This is a genomic window from Herbaspirillum sp. (genome assembly GCF_035644555.1).
In the GTDB taxonomy this organism is placed as follows: Bacteria; Pseudomonadota; Gammaproteobacteria; order Burkholderiales; family Burkholderiaceae_D; genus Herbaspirillum.
On the sequence record NZ_DASQOH010000051.1, the window covers coordinates 18,224 to 35,827 of the forward strand.

At 64.6% G+C, this 17,604-nt stretch carries 16 protein-coding genes; 8 read left to right on the forward strand and 8 right to left on the reverse strand.

The features are described from left to right. Positions 1–49: 49 nt before the first annotated feature. Entirely contained in the window at positions 50–799 is a 750-nt protein-coding gene (locus VE092_RS13570) for an SDR family NAD(P)-dependent oxidoreductase (protein WP_324877538.1), read from the reverse strand. A 266-nt stretch (positions 800–1,065) separates the two neighbouring features. Between VE092_RS13570 and VE092_RS13575 the strand changes: the two genes are divergently transcribed. Then, positions 1,066–2,034, forward strand: coding sequence for a LysR family transcriptional regulator (locus tag VE092_RS13575; RefSeq protein WP_324877540.1), 969 nt, complete (start codon positions 1,066–1,068; stop codon positions 2,032–2,034). Positions 2,035–2,113: 79 nt separating this feature from the next. Here the strand turns inward: VE092_RS13575 and VE092_RS13580 are convergent, their stop codons facing one another. Together VE092_RS13580 and VE092_RS13585 are read right to left on the reverse strand one after the other, a co-directional pair. Beyond that, positions 2,114–2,470 carry a hypothetical protein gene (locus VE092_RS13580; protein ID WP_324877542.1) on the reverse strand — a complete coding sequence of 119 codons (357 nt, stop codon included), beginning with the start codon at positions 2,468–2,470 and terminating at the stop codon, positions 2,114–2,116. Between the two features lie 348 nt (positions 2,471–2,818). Beyond that, positions 2,819–3,568 (reverse strand): glutamine amidotransferase, encoded by a 750-nt coding sequence (locus tag VE092_RS13585; RefSeq protein ID WP_324877544.1) that lies wholly within the window; start codon positions 3,566–3,568, stop codon positions 2,819–2,821. A 458-nt stretch (positions 3,569–4,026) separates the two neighbouring features. Between VE092_RS13585 and VE092_RS13590 the strand changes: the two genes are divergently transcribed. Continuing rightward, positions 4,027–4,428 (forward strand): DUF4148 domain-containing protein, encoded by a 402-nt coding sequence (locus VE092_RS13590; RefSeq protein ID WP_324877546.1) that lies wholly within the window; start codon positions 4,027–4,029, stop codon positions 4,426–4,428. Positions 4,429–5,062: 634 nt separating this feature from the next. Further along, positions 5,063–5,353 carry a DUF4148 domain-containing protein gene (locus tag VE092_RS13595; protein WP_324877548.1) on the forward strand — a complete coding sequence of 97 codons (291 nt, stop codon included), beginning with the start codon at positions 5,063–5,065 and terminating at the stop codon, positions 5,351–5,353. A 284-nt stretch (positions 5,354–5,637) separates the two neighbouring features. Here the strand turns inward: VE092_RS13595 and VE092_RS13600 are convergent, their stop codons facing one another. The 3 genes from VE092_RS13600 to VE092_RS13610 form a co-directional block, all read right to left on the reverse strand. Beyond that, entirely contained in the window at positions 5,638–6,765 is a 1,128-nt protein-coding gene (locus VE092_RS13600) for a mechanosensitive ion channel family protein (protein WP_324877550.1), read from the reverse strand. Between the two features lie 86 nt (positions 6,766–6,851). Continuing rightward, positions 6,852–9,071 (reverse strand): FUSC family protein, encoded by a 2,220-nt coding sequence (locus tag VE092_RS13605; protein ID WP_324877552.1) that lies wholly within the window; start codon positions 9,069–9,071, stop codon positions 6,852–6,854. A gap of 209 nt (positions 9,072–9,280) precedes the next feature. Further along, a complete protein-coding gene (locus tag VE092_RS13610; protein WP_324877554.1) occupies positions 9,281–10,177 on the reverse strand; it encodes a LysR substrate-binding domain-containing protein in 897 nt (298 codons plus the stop codon). 186 nt (positions 10,178–10,363) lie between these two features. On the opposite strand from VE092_RS13610, the gene VE092_RS13615 reads away from it, so the two are divergent. Continuing rightward, positions 10,364–11,854: an acetyl-CoA hydrolase/transferase family protein gene (locus tag VE092_RS13615; protein ID WP_324877556.1), complete on the forward strand. Its 1,491-nt coding sequence runs from the start codon at positions 10,364–10,366 to the stop codon at positions 11,852–11,854. A 28-nt stretch (positions 11,855–11,882) separates the two neighbouring features. Here the strand turns inward: VE092_RS13615 and VE092_RS13620 are convergent, their stop codons facing one another. Next, the gene (locus VE092_RS13620) at positions 11,883–12,911 is read right to left on the reverse strand and encodes a LysR family transcriptional regulator (protein WP_324877559.1); all 1,029 of its coding nucleotides are present in this window, start codon (positions 12,909–12,911) and stop codon (positions 11,883–11,885) included. Positions 12,912–13,043: 132 nt separating this feature from the next. Here VE092_RS13620 and VE092_RS13625 point away from each other — a divergent pair, with 132 nt between their 5' ends. From VE092_RS13625 to VE092_RS13640, 4 genes are all read left to right on the forward strand, one after another. Next, on the forward strand, positions 13,044–14,285 hold the full coding sequence (locus VE092_RS13625) for an MFS transporter (protein WP_324877561.1): 1,242 nt from the start codon (positions 13,044–13,046) through the stop codon (positions 14,283–14,285). 273 nt (positions 14,286–14,558) lie between these two features. Then, entirely contained in the window at positions 14,559–14,810 is a 252-nt protein-coding gene (locus tag VE092_RS13630; RefSeq protein WP_006463474.1) for a hypothetical protein, read from the forward strand. A gap of 23 nt (positions 14,811–14,833) precedes the next feature. Continuing rightward, positions 14,834–15,472 (forward strand): ABC transporter ATP-binding protein, encoded by a 639-nt coding sequence (locus VE092_RS13635; protein WP_324877563.1) that lies wholly within the window; start codon positions 14,834–14,836, stop codon positions 15,470–15,472. 243 nt (positions 15,473–15,715) lie between these two features. After that, positions 15,716–17,320, forward strand: coding sequence for a methyl-accepting chemotaxis protein (locus VE092_RS13640; RefSeq protein WP_324877565.1), 1,605 nt, complete (start codon positions 15,716–15,718; stop codon positions 17,318–17,320). A gap of 8 nt (positions 17,321–17,328) precedes the next feature. Here VE092_RS13640 and VE092_RS13645 read toward each other — a convergent pair whose 3' ends face one another. After that, complete coding sequence (locus VE092_RS13645) at positions 17,329–17,595, reverse strand: PAAR domain-containing protein (RefSeq protein WP_006463471.1); 267 nt, start codon at positions 17,593–17,595, stop codon at positions 17,329–17,331. Positions 17,596–17,604: the final 9 nt, after the last annotated feature.

Consider the following 17,604-nt stretch of genomic DNA (forward strand, 5'->3'; position numbering starts at 1 on the left):
CAGCCCGGATGCGGGTCCCGGCCCCGCTGCAGCAACTGGTGCCGCAACATCAAACCTGTGCCATGCCACCATCGACGAACAATTCGATGCCATTGACGAAGCTGGCGGCATCGGAAGCCAGGAAGGCCACGGCCTTGCCGATTTCCTGCGGCTCGCCCAGGCGACCCAGCGGCACTTGTGCGGCCAGGAAGTCGAACAGGCCCTGACGCGCTTCATCGGGAACCAGGCCACCCAGGCCAGGGGTGCGGATCGGACCGGGGCTGACCACGTTGACGCGGATGCCGCGATCCTTCAGATCCAGCGCCCAGGAGCGGGCGAAGTTGCGTACCGCGGCCTTGCTGGCGCTGTAGACGCTGAAGTTGGCAGTGCCCTGAATCGAGACGGTGGAAGCGGTGAGTACCACCGAGGCACCGTCGACCAGCAGCGGCAAGGCCTTTTGCACGGTGAACAGCACACCGCGCACATTGGTGCCGAAGATGCGGTCGAAGTGTTCTTCGGTGATGGCGCCCAGCGGCATCATGTCGCCGCCGCCGGCATTGGCGAACAGGATGTCGAGCTTGCCGGCGCTCTTGGCGATCTGGGCGTAGACCTGGTCCAGGTCGGACAGGACGGCGGCGTCGGCACGGATGCCGGTGGCGGCGGCGCCGATGCTGGCCACGGCAGCGTCCAGTTCGGCCTGACGGCGGCCGGTGATGAAGACGCGGGCGCCCTGGGCAGCCAGTTCCTGGGCGGTGGCCAGGCCGATGCCGGTGCTGCCGCCGGTCACGAGTGCGATCTTGCCGTCGAGTTGCTTGTTCATGCTAATGCTCCTTGGGTCGGATACTGCGATGGAATGAAGGGTGTCTGCAATGCCCGTGGTGCGCCGTCCTGCTGTGTGTTGCGCCCCGTGTCGTTCAGGCATGGCTGCACTTTAGCGGTAGGGGATTGCCAGATAAATGGCGTAAAATCGAAATGACTATCCATACTGGTGGATAATTAGGAACCCTCCCGCCAGGCCGGCGGATCCGGTACGTCCGATACTTCCACTGCAAGTCACGACCTTCACCGAGGAAAAAGGAACAGCACATGGATCAACTGATGGCCATCCGCGGCTTCGCGCGCGTGGTGGAGGCCGGCAGCTTCACGCGCGCGGCCGATTCGCTGGACCTTCCCAACGCCACGCTCAGCAAGCAGGTACAGGAACTGGAGGCGCACCTGGGTGTGCGCCTGCTGCAGCGGACCACGCGGCGGGTGACGGTCACCGCCGAGGGACGCGATTACTATGAAAAGACCATCCGCATCCTGCGCGACCTGGAGGATATCGACACTTCCTTCGATGTTGCGCGCGCCAAGCCCAAGGGCCAGCTGCGGGTGGATGTGGGCGGCTCGACCGCGCGCGACGTGCTGGTGCCGGCGCTGCCCGATTTCATGACACGCTATCCCGACATCCGCATCGACCTTGGGGTCTCGGACCGTTCCGCCGACCTGATCAGCGACAACATTGATTGCGTCATCCGCGGCGGGGCGCTGGACAGTTCGTCGCTGGTCGCCCGCCACATCGGCAATGCGACGCTGATCACCTGCGCCGCGCCGTCCTATCTCAAACAGTTCGGCACACCGGCCTATCCTGAAGAGTTGAAGAACGGCCACCGGCTGGTGAGCTACCTGTCGCCACAGAACGGCCGCGCCTTTCCCTTCCGCTTCGAGCGGCGCGGCGAACGTCAGGAGATCAAGCTTGATCACCGCATCGGCGTCAACGAAAGCAACGCCCACCTGGCCGCCGCCGTGGCCGGGCTGGGCATCGTGCAGACCTTCACCTACGCGGCGCGCAGCGCGCTGGCCCACGGGGAACTGGTGGAGATCCTGCGGCCATGGCGGCCGCAGGCCTATCCCTTCCATGTGGTCTATCCCCAGAACCGCCACGTCAGCCAGCGCCTGCGTGTCTTCATCGACTGGCTGCTGGCGTGCCTGCCGCCACGCATCGCCGCCGCGCCGGCAGAACCGGACTTGCCGCAGGTGCAGGAGGCGGCACCGCGTGGCCGGCGCAGGCGCTGAAGCTGCACAAAAAAATCCCCGGCCGCAGCCGGGGATGGTCATCACGTGATCAGCGTCGCCGATCGGTCGCGCTCCGCACTCAGTGGGTCTTGTCGGACTTGTCGGGGGAAGCGGCCAGGGCTTCGTTGCGCTGGGCGGTGGAAGCCTTCTTTTCCTGCTTCAGCTGCGCCTTGGCGGCCTTCTTGTCGGCCTTGTATTCCTGCTTGGCGGCCTTCTTCTGCGCCTTGTATTCGGCCTTGGCGTCGGCATCTGCCTGGCGCTTCTGGACGAACGGATCATTCGACGGCACGGCCGACGGCGTGGTGCCCGACGACATCGTCGCCGGTGCGGTCGGCGCAGCGCCCATGGCGGTACCGTTGGTCGGTGCGTTCTGCGCGATGGCACCACCGGCCAGCGCCATGAACAGGGAAGAAATCAGGATGTGACGAGTCTTCATGTGTACCTCCTTGCTTTATGTTTATCGAAGAGCACAAGGCTCGGATACTCGGATGTTCAAGAGAACCAGGGAGTCGGAAGCGGGACCGATGATCCACACCATCCGCCGATCCGTTTCATCATCATAGGCAAGCTCGCTGCCGCGCTATGTCGGACAAGGACTGATTCTCGGCTTCCCGGATTACGCAAAATGCAGAGCCTGTACAAGACGCGCATTTCACGCAATACGTGAGGCTCAGAAGCCGTCCGGCAGCCGATGGTTCAGGTTGAAGTGCAAGTGTTGGTGAGCGCTGCAAGCAAAGGTAACAAATGGGAACCCGGCCGCGTCAGACAATTGGCCAGGCTCACCTCAGGCGCGACGCTGCCCTGCCCGCGGGACCACGGTCCGGGTTCGCAGAGAATCCAGCCAGGCCTGCCAGAAGCGGCGCGAGGCCGACTCGAACTGCCGCCGGTGACGTTGCGCATCGGCACGCAGCCGCGCCGGGCAGAGGTTGCGGGTGTGCGCGATCTCATGGGCATGGCCGACCAGCCACTGCTCGACGGTGCGCACATCGACCTCCAGATGAAATTGCAGCGCCAGCCCGTGACGGCCCCAGGCAAATGCCTGCTGCGGATACTGCGTCGACGCCGCGAGGTGACAGGCACCCTGTGGCAGATCGAAGGTATCGCCATGCCAGTGCAACACCGGCGTCTGCTGCTGCACCAGTTCGCGCAGGCAGGGCAGCACGTCCAGCTGCGGGCCGGGCTGCAGGCTGGCCCAGCCGATCTCCTTGCCATCGCTGCCGGGATAGACGCGCGCATGCAGGGCTGCCGCCATGAGCTGCGCGCCCAGGCCGATACCCAGCGTGGGCAGGTCTTCCAGCAGGCGCGCCCGCAACCAGGCGGTTTCCGTGCGCAACCAGGGGTAGGCATCCACATCGTAGGCCGCCACCGGCCCGCCCAGCACGATGACCAGGTCGGCATCCAGTGGGGAAAGATCGATGAAGGCGTCCACGCCGACTTCGAAATAGCGGATGCGGTAGCCGCTGGCGTTCAGCAGGGGCGCCAGCTGGCCAAGGTCTTCACTGGCAAGGTGGCGCAAGGCCAGGGCAGTTTTCATGATCGTGATCCTGGACGGGATGGTTTTCGCTATATCTTATCGTATATATCGAATGACTGAAAAACTCGATCAAATCTATTGAACAAGTTATTGGTATTTTGTATCGGGTCGATAGGTTTATCTTTGCGGCACCGCAAAATAATTTGCGGACAAAATGCGCAAACCCCGCGGCGAAAATAGAATAAATCCTTATTTATCAATGGATTGCAATAATTATTTGCATGTATTGATGCCAACATCGGTTGCCATTTTCATGTGCAGTTGCAGATAAAAAAGGCAAGTACAGGCTCGAAAAAACTGATTGTTCGCGTTTCTGGAATGATGTATTCCGGTTTGTCTTCTTTTTCCGGGCGGCGTGGATCTCTAAACTTGGTTCCACGATGACAGCACACAACGACTGAACCACAAGTGTCGGCCCAGGTTGCAGTGCTCATCTCCTCACTCACAAAGGAACGATCATGAACACCAAGAATATTGCCAAGAATCTGTTTGCCGGCCTGCTGTTGACCACCGCTGTCGGTGCTGCCATGGCTGAAGCCCAATACCCCGCCGAGACCCCGATCGTCTCGACCAAGAGCCGCGCCGAAGTGATCGCCGAACTCAAGCAGGCCCGCGCCAATGGCGAACTGCTGGTGACCGACCAGTATCCGGTCGACAAGCCCTTCGTCTCGACCAAGACCCGCGCTGATGTGCGCGCCGAACTGATCCAGGCCCGCGCCAACGGCGACCTGCTGGTGACCGAGCAATATCCTGTGGAAAAGCCCTTCCACTCGACCCTGACCCGTCAGCAAGTGCAAGAAGAACTGCAACAAGCCCGCAACCAGGGCACTGCTGTCAGCAACAGCAACGCACCGCTGTAATCCGTATGCCCTGATGCCAGGCCGGCGCCACCCGCGCCCCTGGGCGTGCATCACCCGCACCGGCGATCCCGGTGCGCCAGTCTCTCCCTCAGGCGGGCCCACGAAAGCGACGTTCTCTCCCCTCGGTCGCCGGTAGTGTGGTCCGCCTGACCTGTCTGCTCCGCCTCCATTGCCTCTCCCACGTCGCCCTCCCGTCCACCCGGCGGTGGTTTTCACATGCCTTTTCCCGTCATCTTTCTAAGTTTTTCCGACGCTTCCGCGATGTCGGCCTGCGTACGATTTTTTCGCAATTTTCACTCTGGCCGATGTGGTTTTCTACGGTGCGGAACAGCCACTGATTTCATCTATATTTTCTAAGTTTTTGAAAATACGATCTATAAGTTTTCATTGATACGATTTCTAAGTCCCGACACTCCACATCATCCATGATCACTTTCGCACACCGGGACCCATGACGTCCTGTCAACGGCTGTGCTTGTTCTGAAATTCGGAACGATGAATTCCGATTCGGCTACTTTTTCCCGCCGGCGATGATCTCTAAACTTGGTTTCACGATGACAGCACACAACGACTGAACCACCAACGTTGGCCCGGGTTGAAGTGCTCATCCCTTCTCTCACACAAAGGAACCATCATGAACACCAAGAACATTGCCAAGAACCTGTTTGCCGGCCTGCTGCTGACTTCCGCCCTCGGTACCGCCCTGGCCGAGGCACCGTATCCTGCAGAAACCCGCTTCGTCTCGACCAAGAGCCGCGCCGAGGTGATCGCCGAACTGCAACAGGCCCGCGCCAACGGCGAACTGCTGGTCAGCGACCGCGATCACGACAACAAGCCGCTGGCTTCCACCACCACCCGCGAACAAGTCCGCGCCGAGCTGGCCCAGGCACGTGCCAGCGGCAACATGCCCGTCACCGATCAATAAGCCTTGATGCAGCATCTGCCGGCACCACCGGCCTCCCGGTCTCTCCCCTCCAGGCGGGCCCACGACAGCGACTCACTCTCCCCCGGTCGCCAGTTGTGTGGTCCGCCTGACTTCTTTTGTGCGCCCGCCAGAGGCGGGACTTCGCTCCGCATCCAGGTCCTCTTACGGGAACACATTTTCTAAGTTTTCGTCACGGCGATTTCTTAGTTTCGCTCCATCTTCTTTCTAAGTTTTTCCAGTCCCATCATGTTGCAGAAATGAAGCTGTTGGCATCGCTGCGGCGCTCACTTCAAGGGCTCTGCAGGAGCACCGTCGATGACCGTATCGAGCGCATCCGGCTGGTTACGCGAAGACAGTTCGGCCCGCATGCGGGGCAGGGCGTCGGGATATTGGGTCGCGATGAAGTTGATCATGTGCTCGCGAATCTGGCAGCGCAGGTCGAAGGCACTGCCGGAATCCTTGGCCGAAACCAGCAGGCGAACCTGCATGGTGCGTTCGCTGGCGTCGGTGACGTGCATGACGCACACCCGCTTATCCCACAGGGGCAGGGTCTGGCAGATGCGCTCGAATTCGGCCCGGATGGCCTGGGTCGGCACCGAGAAGTCCAGCCACAGGAAGACCGTGCCCAGGATGGTGGAGGAGGTGTGGGTCCAGTTCTCGAAGGGGTTTTCGATGAACCACTGCAGCGGCACGATCATGCGTCGTTCATCCCAGATCCTGACCACGACGAAGGTCCCGGTGATTTCCTCCACGCGCCCCCATTCCCCCTTGACGATGAGTACATCGTCGATGCGGATCGGTTGCGAGAAGGCGATCTGCAGGCCGGCAAAGAAGTTGCCCAGCACCGGCTTGGCGGCAATACCGGCGACGATACCGGCCACCCCGGCCGAGGCCAGCAGGCTGGCGCCGAACTGGCGCGCTCCGGGCAGGGTCAGCAGCACGAAGGCCAGGCCCAGCAGGGCGATGATGAAATAGGCGCTGCGCGAAAGCACCCGGGTCTGGGTCAGGATGCGACGGGCCTTGAGGTTGTCGACCACATCATAGGGATTGAGGCTGATGACGGTCAGGCTCACCGATTTCACGCAGCGCATCAGGAACCAGGTCAGCGCCAGGATGAAAGCGATCGAGGTGAGATAGGAAATGCGGGTCAGGCCGGGAGTGTTGTCAGGCGCACCAGCCAGCACCACCCGCAGCATGAACAGGATCACGCAGGTGCGGCTGGCATTGAAGGTGACCTGCGTGGCAGTGGTGGTGAACGGGCGACCACGTGCCAGGCGCCTGACCAGCGCCACACCCAGCCGATGCAGAAATATTGCCACCAGCACCGCCACCAGGGCCACGCCCAGCACGATCAGGCCCGAGCGCAGCGGGCCTTCGTTCATGTTGTACAGAAAATCGAGATCCAGGCTCATCCGTTCCCTTCCATGTGTTGTGTTGTCGAATCGGTACGCCAGGGGCGTTTTTCCGGTTCGAACAGGGAAGGGGGATTTTGTTTCCGCTAATTTGCCTCGGCCTCCAGTGTGCCCACCAGCAGGCAGGCGGTCTCGACCGCCGCCGCCTGGGCCAGTTGCACCGGGGCCGGGCGCTGGCGGGTCAGGGTCTGCAGGGCGGCCGCATCGCGCGCGTGCAGGGCCTGAGCCAGTGCATGCAGCCACGCCAGCAGTTCCGGCGCGGCGGGCTGGGGATGCGCCCAGAGGTGGCTGGCGGCAGCCGCCAGGCGACGCGACAGGGCCACTGCCGTGCGGCCGCGCCCATGGTCGCGCTCGCGCCAGCCGCGCTCGCGCGCCACCCGTTGCAGCAGCAGCCCGGCCTCCACATTGGCCACGCACGCATGGCGTCGATAGGCGTGCAACTGCGCCATGGCGGCCTTGTCGTGACCACCGGCCGGATCGGCCATCGCCGCCGCCAGGTAGTCGAGGTTGAGCTGGGCCATGCGGCGCAGCTGCGCCTGCGGATCCTCCTGCTGGCGACGCGGCCAGAACAGGTAGCTCGCCAGGACCGCTACCACGGCGCCGATGACGTTGTTGCCGGCACGCAGCGCAGCGTTGGTCAGCTCATGGGCCGGGTCACCGCCGACATCGGCCACCAGTACGAACACCGGCGTGAGGAAGGTGGCGTACAGGCCATAGCTGACCGGGCGCAGCGCCATGGTCAGCACGGTCAGCGGGAACACCAGCAGCGCCAGTCCCAGCGGTGAATGCACCAGCAGGCAGACCACCACCGCGAGGACACCGCCGACCACACTGCCGACGGCGCGCTCCATGCTGCGCGACCAGCTGTCGGAGATGCTGGGTTGCATCACCAGCATGGTGGCCATGGTGGCCCAGTAGCCGAAGGGCAGTTCCAGCAGATGCACGATCAGGTAGGTGGCCCCGGCGGCGGCGGCACAGCGCCAGGCGTGATGCCATTCGGCCGAACCGGCGCGCACGTGCAGGGCGGCCTTGCGGGCGGCCGCGCTCAGCAGATGAAACCAGGCCGATACCCCCACCCGCTGTGCGCGCTCGGCACGGGCGGCCTGCTTCAGACGGGCCGGATCGTCACCGCCATTGGCCAGCGGCGTATCGACCCGCTGCAACAGCCGGCCGGTGCCGCTTGGCAGTCGTGCCACCAGTTGCCGCAGGCGCAACATGATGCGGGCATCGTCATCGGCGGCAATGGCATCACCGCGCTGCATGTCGCGCTGCATGGCCTGCAACTGGCGGGCGATGGCGGCCAGCACGCGGCCGGTGCGATGGCGCGCGCGAGGCGCCTGATAATGCGTCAGCTGCAGGTCAGCCAGCACGGTGATGCCATCGAGCAGCACCTCGGCACGGGCCAGGCGGACCAGCAGGTTTTCATACAGACGGCGGGATTCGGTACGCTCCACGGCCACCGCCTCCAGGGCGCGGTGCGCACTGGCCAGGTCGAAGCGGGCGTGCCGGCGGGTGTGGGCGGCCAGTTCGGCGGCATGCACCGTATAGGCCGGGTCGTCCAGGTCATTGGCAGCGGCAATCGCGGCCAGTTCGGCCAGGGTGCCATAGGCGCGCGCGACCGCCTGGCGTGCCGGAGCGAAGGGATGGATGCGCCAGACCGTCAGGCCCAGCAGCAGCGCCCACAGGCAGCCGGAAAAGTAGATCAGGACATGGCTTTGCGAGAGCGGCCACAATACCACCGGCGCATCGGCCATGATGGCAGAGACCCCGGCCGCCAGCATCAGCACCAGCCCGGCGGCGGCGCCATAGATGCGCGAGAAGCCGGCCGCGCCGGCGCAGGCCATGATGGTGAGCAGACCCGCTTCCACGCTCAGGCCGGCGGCGGTCGCGGCGACCATGCCGCCGATGGTCGAGGCCAGGGCGAAACCACCCATCGAGGCCAGCCGTGCCCGGTTCGAGCCGGCGCTGTCGGCCAGCGAGGTGAGAAAGGCGCCGATGGCGGCCCAGGAAAACAGCGGATTGCCCAGCCATTCGCCCAGCAACAGCATGGCCGCCGCACCGCAGGCGGCACGCAGGCCCTCGGAAAGATTGGCGTGTCGCAGCGGGAACTGCATGCGCCAGCGTTCGATGCGGGTGCGGCAACGACGGCAATGACCCAGCCACAGCAGGCGGTACAGTGACAAGCGGGACAGCAGCGAAAGAAACGACGACGAGAGCGACGGCAGGAGCGGCGGCATGATCACGTAGGACCTAGAGAGGGCAGGTGCGCGGGACGGCCGTGGAGTGGCCAGGAGGATTGCCGACACCTGCGCACTCACGTCCGCAACGACGTCATTCCGGTTCCGCCGCCGCGGGTGAGGAGGGGCGGCAGGTATCGGCAGTCATCAGTATAGGAAGCCGTCACCATGCATGGCATGACTTAAATTCCCGATTTGCATTCCATTTCAGAATGCATCGGACGCTGCCATGCCGCGCCCTGACAGTTGCTGCCACATTGTCCTGCACGCCCCATATGCTACTTACGGGCCTTGCCTCCGGCGAACAGTTCGCCGCTCAGGTCCATCCATGCCCTGGCCGCATGCGAGAGATAGCCGCCCCGGGTGACGTAGGCGACCTGCCACTGCACCTCCGGCTCGACCAGGCGCACCGCCTGCAACTGATCAGTGGCCAGGCGGTGGATGAAAGGTTCCGGCAGCAGCGCGGCACCCATGCCGGCCAGGGCCATGGCCACCAGCCAGTCCCATTGAGCGCTCTGGGCCACGATCTCGGGCGCGATGCCCTGTTCGCGGAACACACCGCGCAGGCTGCGGGTAAGTCCAAATTCATTGTTCAGCAAGACCAGCGGCATGCCATCGAGCTGGGCGCAGCGCAGGGTAGAGCGGTTCTTCTGGAAGCTGCCGGCCTGGGCCACCGCCCACATCGGATAGCGCGCCACCGGCATGGTCTGCAACTCCAGCGCCGGGTCGGCCGGCAAGACCGTCATGCCGATCTCCAGCTCACCGCTGGCGACGCGCTGCTCGATCTGCGGGCCGGTATCTTCCTGGAGCACGATGGCGATCTCGGGATGGCGCTCGCGGAAGGCCTTCAGGACCGGGGTGCAGAGGATGTTGATCATGGGCGGTATGCCGATCTCCAGCCGGCCGCTGCGCAAGGCCTTGGTATCGCGTACCTCGGCATCCAGACGCTGCATCGAGGCCAGGATCTGCTGCCCCTGCTCATAGACCACGCGGCCGGTGTCGGTCAGCTGCAGGCGGCGGCCATCGCGAATGAGCAGGGGGGCTTCCATCTCGTCCTCCAGCTGCCGCACCATCTTGCTGACGGTGGACTGGGTCACGTGCAAGGCGTCGGCGGCACGGCTGAAGCTGTTCAGACGCACCGTTTCGGTGAAGTAGCGCAGGGCGCGGATGTCCATGGCGAGGGCTTTCGGCTGGCGTAGAGGGAAGCGGGCAGAAGTATGCGGTTTATGACTGGAATGCCGGAATTTTAATCATACAGGGCATACTGTCGCGCTCCTATACTTGGGCAAACAAGAATGCAAGAAGTCCGTCAAGGATGCACTGCACACCCCCTAAAGAACCCGAGCAGGAGCACACCATCCATGGATAGCCAGCGCATCCGCCAGCCCGCATTGGCCGGCAAAGTAATGTCGGCCGCAGAGGCGGCGACATTTTTCCACAACGGCATGACCATCGGCCTGAGCGGGTTCACCCGTGCCGGCGACGCCAAGGCCATGCCCCGTGCGCTGGCCGACCGGGCCGCGCATGAAGAACTGCATTTCACCGTCATCACCGGCGCCTCGCTGGGCAATGGCAGTGACGGCCTCATGGCCGAAGCGGGCCTGCTGGCGCGGCGCCTGCCGTTCCAGGTCGATCCCACGCTGCGCAAGAAGATCAATGCCGGCGAGGTGATGTTCATCGACCAGCACCTCTCTGAAACGGCCGAGCAGCTGCGCAGCGGTACGCCTTCGCGCATCGACATCGCGGTCATCGAAGCGGCAGCCATCACCGAGGAGGGCATCGTACCGACCATGTCGGTAGGCAATTCGGCCAGCTTCGTGGAGCAGGCCGCGCAGATCGTCATCGAACTCAATACCAGCATGCCGCTGGCACTGGAAGGCCTGCACGACATCTATCTGCCGGCCGCGCGACCGGAACGCAAGCCGATCCCGCTGACTGCCGCCGGCGACCGCATCGGCCACCCCACGATTCCCTTCGATCCGGCCAAGGTGGTGGCCATCGTGCTCACCGAGACGCCCGACAGTCCGTCTTCGGTGCTGCCGCCGGATGACGAGACCCGGGCCATCGCCGGCCATGTGATCCACTTCCTGGAATGCGAAGTCGAGGCCGGTCGCCTGCCGCATACGCTGGCGCCGTTGCAGGCCGGCATCGGCACCATTGCCAATGCGGTGCTGCACGGACTGGTCGATTCGCCATTCCGCGATCTGGTGATGTATTCGGAGGTCTTGCAGGACAGCGCCATCGACCTGCTCGATTCGGGCCAGCTGGCCTTTGCCTCGGCTTCCTCTATCACGCTGTCGCAGGCCAAGTATGCGCACTTCCTGGCCAATATCGAGCGTTACCGCGACAAGCTGGTACTGCGCCCGCAGGAGATCAGCAATCATCCGGAGCTGGTCCGCCGCTTGGGCATCATCGGGCTGAACACGGCGCTGGAATTCGACCTCTACGGTAACGTCAATTCCACCCACGTAGGCGGCACGCACATGATGAACGGCATCGGCGGCTCGGGCGACTTTGCGCGCAACGGGCAGATTTCGATCTTCGTCTCCAAATCGGTGGCCAAGGACGGTGCAATTTCCAGCGTGGTGCCGATGGTCTCGCATGTGGACCACAGCGAGCATGACGTCGATGTGCTGGTCACCGAATGGGGCCTGGCCGACCTGCGTGGCCTGGCGCCGCGCGAACGCGCCGTGAAGGTGATCGAGCAGTGCTGCCATCCGGATTACCGCCCGCAACTGCGCGACTATTTCGAGCGCGCCTGCCGCGCCGGTGGGCATACACCGCATCTGCTAGGCGAGGCGTTCTCTTGGCACCAGCACTTTGCCACGCACCAGACCATGCGTCTGGACTGACATCGGCGGACCGCCGGGCAACTACCGGTCAAGTCCGTCCGACGGCCTTGTGGACCACACCGGGCATGGCTTCCTTCATGGTATCGATGAAGTGGCGCAGGCGCGCCGGGTAGAAGCGGGCGTAGGGGTACAACAGCGAGACCGGCAGGGGTGCCGGCTCCCATTCCGGCAGCAATTGCACCAGCCGACCGGCGGCCACATCCTCGGACAGTACCCAGGATGAACCTACGGCCGCACCCATGCCGGCGATGGCCGCATTGCGCAGGGCGTAGAGGCTATCGGTGACCAGCTGCGGCCGGAACGCCACCTGGCTGCGCTCGCCACTGTGGGCGTGGGTCAGCGTCACCTCGCGACGATAGAAGGCGGGAATGGCGATCCATGGCAGGTCCGCCAGCTCGGCCGGTGACTGCGGCAATGCGCGGCCCTGCAGAAGGGCGGGGGCAACCACCGTCATGCGCGGCACCTCGGCCAGATGGATCGCCACCACCGAGGGATCGGCCACCTCACCCACCTGGATCGCGCAATCTATCCCCTGGCTGATGAAATCGGCGGCGCGGTCATGCAGCAGCCATTCCACCGTGATGCGCGGATGGTTGCGCATGAACTGCGCCAGCGGACCGATCAGCTGCTCCTGGCCGAAGGCGTGCGGCACGGCCACCCGCAGGGTCCCCTCGGCGTGCTGGCGGGCCCCGCGCAACTCGTTCTCGAACTCATCCCAGCCGGCCAGCAATTCCTTGGCCCGTTCATAACAGCGCTCGCCATCCTCGGTCATCTTCATCGCATGGGTGGATCGCTGCAGCAGGCGTACGCCCAGCGAGCGCTCCAGGGTCTGCAGGCGGCGGCTGATGGTGGGCTGGGTAGTGGCCAGCTGGGCCGCCGCCGCCGACAGGCTGCCGGCATCGACGATGCGTACGAAGGTCTGGATCAGCTCGATGCGGTCGGTCAGCCCGGCCGCGGAAAAGCTGGCCGCTGCCACCGTGCTGGCCTTAAGGGGCTGATCGGGCTGATCGGGCTGATCGCGCGCGCCAGGGGAGGAGGGGAGGATAGGCTTGCTCATACGGCTAACGTATAACAATTCTGCCGCGTGCGCTACTACCGGATGCGAGCCAGGAGGCGGAGAATCCGTTCCAACGCTGGCAAAGAGGGGTTTCCCGGGCCGGCCGCAAGACAAACCCTACGGAGTTCCATCATGAACAGCATTCAAAAGACGCATACCGCTGCCCCGGTTTCCGGCCAGCCAGCCGCGCATGCCAATGGCCTGTCGCCGGCCCTGATTGGCCTGCTGGCTACCGGCGCCGGCCTGGCCGTGGCTTCCCTCTACTATTCGCAGCCCATGCTGGGCGTGCTGGCCGATGACATCGGCGCCTCCGAGCGCGCGGTGGGCATGGTGCCGATGTCGACCCAGCTCGGCTATGCCCTGGGCATCCTGCTGCTGGCCCCGCTGGGCGACCGCTACGACCGCCGCCGCATCATCCTGATCAAGGCCGCCATCCTGACGGTGGCGCTGCTGCTGGCCGGCGCCGCCTCGGGCGTAGCCACGCTGCTGGCGGCCAGTCTGGCCATCGGCCTGACCGCCACCCTGGCCCAGGACATCGTCCCGGCTGCCGCCACCCTGGCACCGGAACAGCATCGCGGCCGCATCGTCGGCACCGTCATGACCGGCTTGCTGCTGGGCATCCTGCTCTCGCGGGTGGTCAGCGGCTTCGTGGCTGAACATTTCGGCTGGCGCGCCATGTTCGTGGGCGCCTCGGCCAGCATCGCCCTGATCGGCCTGGCCGCATGGCGTGGTTTGCCGCGCTTCCACCCGACTTCGCGTCTGTCGTATGGCGCGCTGCTGGGCTCGCTGGGTACGCTGGTCAGCAAGCATGGCGCCCTGCGTCGTGCCGCCCTGGCCCAGGGCCTGCTGTCGGTCGGTTTCTCGGCCTTCTGGTCGACCCTGGCGGTGATGCTGCATGGCGCACCCTTCCACCTGGGTAGCGCCGCTGCCGGTGCCTTCGGCCTGGCCGGTGCGGCCGGTGCGCTGGCCGCACCCCTGGCTGGCCGCATTTCCGACAAGAAAGGTCCGGAACTGGTGACCCGTCTGGGCGTGACACTGGCGGCCCTGGCCTTTGCCTCGATGGCGCTGGCACCGTGGTTCTCGACCCAGGGTCAACTGGTCTTGCTGGCGCTGGCCGCCATCGGCTTCGACCTCGGCGTGCAGGCTACCCTGGTGGCCCACCAGACCATCGTCTACAGCATCGAACCGGGTGCCCGCAGCCGTCTCAATGCCGTGCTGTTCGTAGGCATGTTCATCGGTATGGCCGCGGGTGCCGCCCTGGGCAGCCTGGCGCTGGCACAGTGGGGCTGGATCGCGGTGGTGGCCCTGGCAACCCTGGCGGCCCTGCTGGCCCTGGTGGTGCGGATGTGGCCGGGGGCGGCCAAGGCACACTGAGCCGGGAGCGCCCAGCGCGTCCGGATTGCAGGACGGTCCCGGCTTTGCCGGGGCCGTTTTTTTTCGTCCGCAGTGAGGCGGGAAGGGCAACTGCGCCCTCGGCGCCCCGATTTGCACGGCAGGAACATCGCCGGCTCTATCCCCCGCCTCGGCCACATCTTCTATAATCCAGCCCAGGAGACAACCCATCGCCAGCATGATCCCGGCCAGTGATAGCGCCCATCCGGCGCGGCGTGGCCGCCACGCGGCGAACAACATGGCACGGTGAACGGCATGGCCCTGTATTTCAAGAACAAGCGACAGAAGACCTTCCTTGGTGCGCCCGTGGGCTGGCCACTGATGTTGCTGATGGCCGTCGACCTCTGCATTGCGGCGCTGATGTTTCTGTCCGATCACGACTGGAGCGGTCTGATCCTCCTGTATCCGCCACTGGCGCTGGCACTGGCGATGCTGGCCGATGCCCGCAAGGAGAAACGCGCCGCCCAGGAAGCAGAACGACAAGCCGCCCGTCGCCAACGCCGTTGAAACGGCCTCACCCAATCCATCCGATGACCCAAGCTGCTGATCGTGCTGCCCTGCTGCTGGCTTCCCGCCTCAATTTTTCCTATCCCGGTCTGGATCTGTTCCAGGATTTCTCGGCTCGCATCACCTCCGGCGTGACGTTGGTGCGCGGCGGCGATGGGCGCGGCAAGACCACGCTGCTGAACCTGCTGGGCGGCTTCATGCCGGCCCGCGATGGGGTGCTGGAACTGGACGGCATGCGCCTGGACAGCGACGGCGAAGCCTATCGACGTCAGGTCTTCTTCATCGACCCGCGTACCGAGGCCTACGACCAGATGTTGCCGGCGGAGGTATTCGCGGCGATGGCCGAGCGGTTTCCGCACTTCGACCACAGCCTGCTGCCGGCCCTGACCGAGGGCCTGTCGCTGACGCCCCATCTGGAAAAGAAGCTCTTCATGCTCTCCACCGGCAGCAAGCGCAAGGTCTACCTGGCGGCCGCCTTTGCCGCCCATGCCACGCTCACGCTGCTGGACGACCCCTACGCCAGCCTCGACCGGGCCTCGATCAACTTCGTCGCCGCCACGCTCGATGCGCATGCCGATGATGCCCAGCAGGCCTGGGTGGTGGCGATGTACGAAACCCCGACGGCCATCCGCCTGGCCGGGACCATCGACCTGGGGGACTGAGCGATCTCTCGCCCGGTCCCCCGTTCCATCTTCACATTCTCTCCCCGCTGACTTAGATCTGGAGGCCTGAGTCTTCGGCCTGTCGGCGCTCGCCCGCAACAAGGCCGTGCTTGGTTTCAACTGCATCGTCTTCTATGCTGGAAGAGGCAGGGCAGAACCGGACTGCTGACTGTGCCTTGCTTTCCGGTTACGTCGCCCGGCCTGCTTGCCTACCGACAATGAAACGATAACAGGGGGAATTCCATGCAACTTTCCAACGTCACCATCCGTGTGCGTCTGTGGTTGGGCTTCGGCCTGCTGATGGTACTGATGCTGGCCATGGCTGCCAGCGGCATCGCGCGCCTGGCGCAGCTGAATGGCCAGATGAAGGATGTGATCCACGACAAGTATCCCAAGACCGTGGTGGCCGGCGACATTGTCGACCAGCTCAATTTGGTGGCACGCTCGGTGCGCAACATCGTACTGCTCAAGAAGGAAGCGCAGATCAAGAGCGAGTACGAGCGCATCAGCGGGGCCGACAAGGCCGTGCGCGAGGACCTGGCGCAACTCGACCGCCTGCTGACCGACCCCGACAGCCGCGCCGCCCTGGGCAAGCTGCTCAGCGCCCAGAACGCCTACATGGAAAAACGCGACAAGGTCCTGACCATGGTGCAGCAGGGTGGCAAGGAGGGCGCCATCGATGTGCTCATCGACGAAGTGCGTCCGGTACAGAGCGCCACCATGAACGCCGCCGACGCCCTCATCAAGCTGCAGCAAGACATGATGAAAAGCGCGGGCGAGGAGGTCGAGGAAAACTACCAGCAAGCGCGCGCGCTGCTGCTGGCGCTGGCCGTCGTCGGTCTGGCGGCCGCCATCGCCATCGCCTGGATGATCACGCGCAGCATCACCCGGCCCCTGGACCGCGCTGTGCGCGTGGCCGAGACGGTGGCGGCTGGCGACCTGACCTCGGCCATCGATGCCCATGGGCGCGATGAGACCAGCATGCTCCTGCGTGCCTTGAAGAAGATGAATGACCGGCTGCTGGAGATCGTGAGCCAGGTGCGCGTCTCCACCGACACCATCGCCACGGCCAGCAGCGAGATTGCGCGTGGCAACCTGGACTTGTCTTCCCGCACCGAGGAGCAGGCAGCTTCGCTGGAGGAGACCGCCTCCTCGATGGAGCAGCTCACCGCCACCGTCCGGCAAAACGCCAGCCACGCCGGCCAGGCCGACCAGCTTGCGGGCTCGGCATCGGACATCGCGCGCCAGGGAGGGGAAGTGGTCAGCCAGGTGGTAAAGACCATGGGTGCCATCGACGATTCTTCCAGAAAGATCGTGGACATCATCGGTGTCATCGACGGCATCGCCTTCCAGACCAACATCCTCGCCCTGAACGCAGCGGTGGAAGCGGCCCGCGCCGGCGAGCAGGGCCGCGGCTTTGCAGTGGTGGCCTCCGAGGTGCGTGCACTGGCGCAACGCTCGGCCACGGCGGCCCACGAGATCAAGGGCCTCATCGCCGACTCGGTACAACGGGTGAGCGATGGCAGCAGGCTGGTGGAGCATGCCGGACTGACCATGCAGGAGGTGGTGCAAAGCGTGCAACGGGTGGGTGCCGTGGTCAATGAGATCAGCGCTGCCGGCCAGGAGCAGAGCGCCGGCATCGAACAGGTGAACCTGGCTATCGTACAAATGGACCAGGTGACCCAGCAGAATGCGGCGCTGGTGGAGCAAGCCGCCGCCGCAGCGCAGTCGCTGCAGGATCAGGCCGCGCAACTGGCGCGGCTGGTGTCGGTGTTCAGGCTGGAAGGAGGGACGCCGGGATTGGCGGTGCTGGAGTTGCCGACGAGGGGTCGGCTGGCCTATGCGTAGGTCGACCGCTATTGAGCGCTGAAGTTGTTGGCACTGGCAATCAGGGTCGCGCCGCAACTGGTCTTGTGGCCCTCGTAGGCGACGGCGACGCCATTGATCTTGTGATGGGCATGGCCTTCGACGATGGTGCAATTCTCGTGGCCCTTCTGCGGGCAACTGCAGGGGTCGCCTACACGGGCCACGGCAATGCCATTGACCTTGAAGTGTGAGGCACTGACGCTGGTGACCTTGCCGCCGTGGGAGGTGGCATCACCGAGACGAATGATCTTGGGCATGGGGATTTC

What these genes read in the sequence shown, in the direction of transcription:
- VE092_RS13570 (WP_324877538.1), bottom strand. Translation starts at nt 799, where the DNA reads ATGAACAAGCAACTCGACGGCAAGATCGCACTCGTGACCGGCGGCAGC.
- VE092_RS13575 (WP_324877540.1), top strand. Translation starts at nt 1,066, where the DNA reads ATGGATCAACTGATGGCCATCCGCGGCTTCGCGCGCGTGGTGGAGGCC.
- VE092_RS13580 (WP_324877542.1), bottom strand. Translation starts at nt 2,470, where the DNA reads ATGAAGACTCGTCACATCCTGATTTCTTCCCTGTTCATGGCGCTGGCC.
- VE092_RS13585 (WP_324877544.1), bottom strand. Translation starts at nt 3,568, where the DNA reads ATGAAAACTGCCCTGGCCTTGCGCCACCTTGCCAGTGAAGACCTTGGC.
- VE092_RS13590 (WP_324877546.1), top strand. Translation starts at nt 4,027, where the DNA reads ATGAACACCAAGAATATTGCCAAGAATCTGTTTGCCGGCCTGCTGTTG.
- VE092_RS13595 (WP_324877548.1), top strand. Translation starts at nt 5,063, where the DNA reads ATGAACACCAAGAACATTGCCAAGAACCTGTTTGCCGGCCTGCTGCTG.
- VE092_RS13600 (WP_324877550.1), bottom strand. Translation starts at nt 6,765, where the DNA reads ATGAGCCTGGATCTCGATTTTCTGTACAACATGAACGAAGGCCCGCTG.
- VE092_RS13610 (WP_324877554.1), bottom strand. Translation starts at nt 10,177, where the DNA reads ATGGACATCCGCGCCCTGCGCTACTTCACCGAAACGGTGCGTCTGAAC.
- VE092_RS13615 (WP_324877556.1), top strand. Translation starts at nt 10,364, where the DNA reads ATGGATAGCCAGCGCATCCGCCAGCCCGCATTGGCCGGCAAAGTAATG.
- VE092_RS13620 (WP_324877559.1), bottom strand. Translation starts at nt 12,911, where the DNA reads ATGAGCAAGCCTATCCTCCCCTCCTCCCCTGGCGCGCGCGATCAGCCC.
- VE092_RS13625 (WP_324877561.1), top strand. Translation starts at nt 13,044, where the DNA reads ATGAACAGCATTCAAAAGACGCATACCGCTGCCCCGGTTTCCGGCCAG.
- VE092_RS13630 (WP_006463474.1), top strand. Translation starts at nt 14,559, where the DNA reads ATGGCCCTGTATTTCAAGAACAAGCGACAGAAGACCTTCCTTGGTGCG.
- VE092_RS13635 (WP_324877563.1), top strand. Translation starts at nt 14,834, where the DNA reads ATGACCCAAGCTGCTGATCGTGCTGCCCTGCTGCTGGCTTCCCGCCTC.
- VE092_RS13640 (WP_324877565.1), top strand. Translation starts at nt 15,716, where the DNA reads ATGCAACTTTCCAACGTCACCATCCGTGTGCGTCTGTGGTTGGGCTTC.
- VE092_RS13645 (WP_006463471.1), bottom strand. Translation starts at nt 17,595, where the DNA reads ATGCCCAAGATCATTCGTCTCGGTGATGCCACCTCCCACGGCGGCAAG.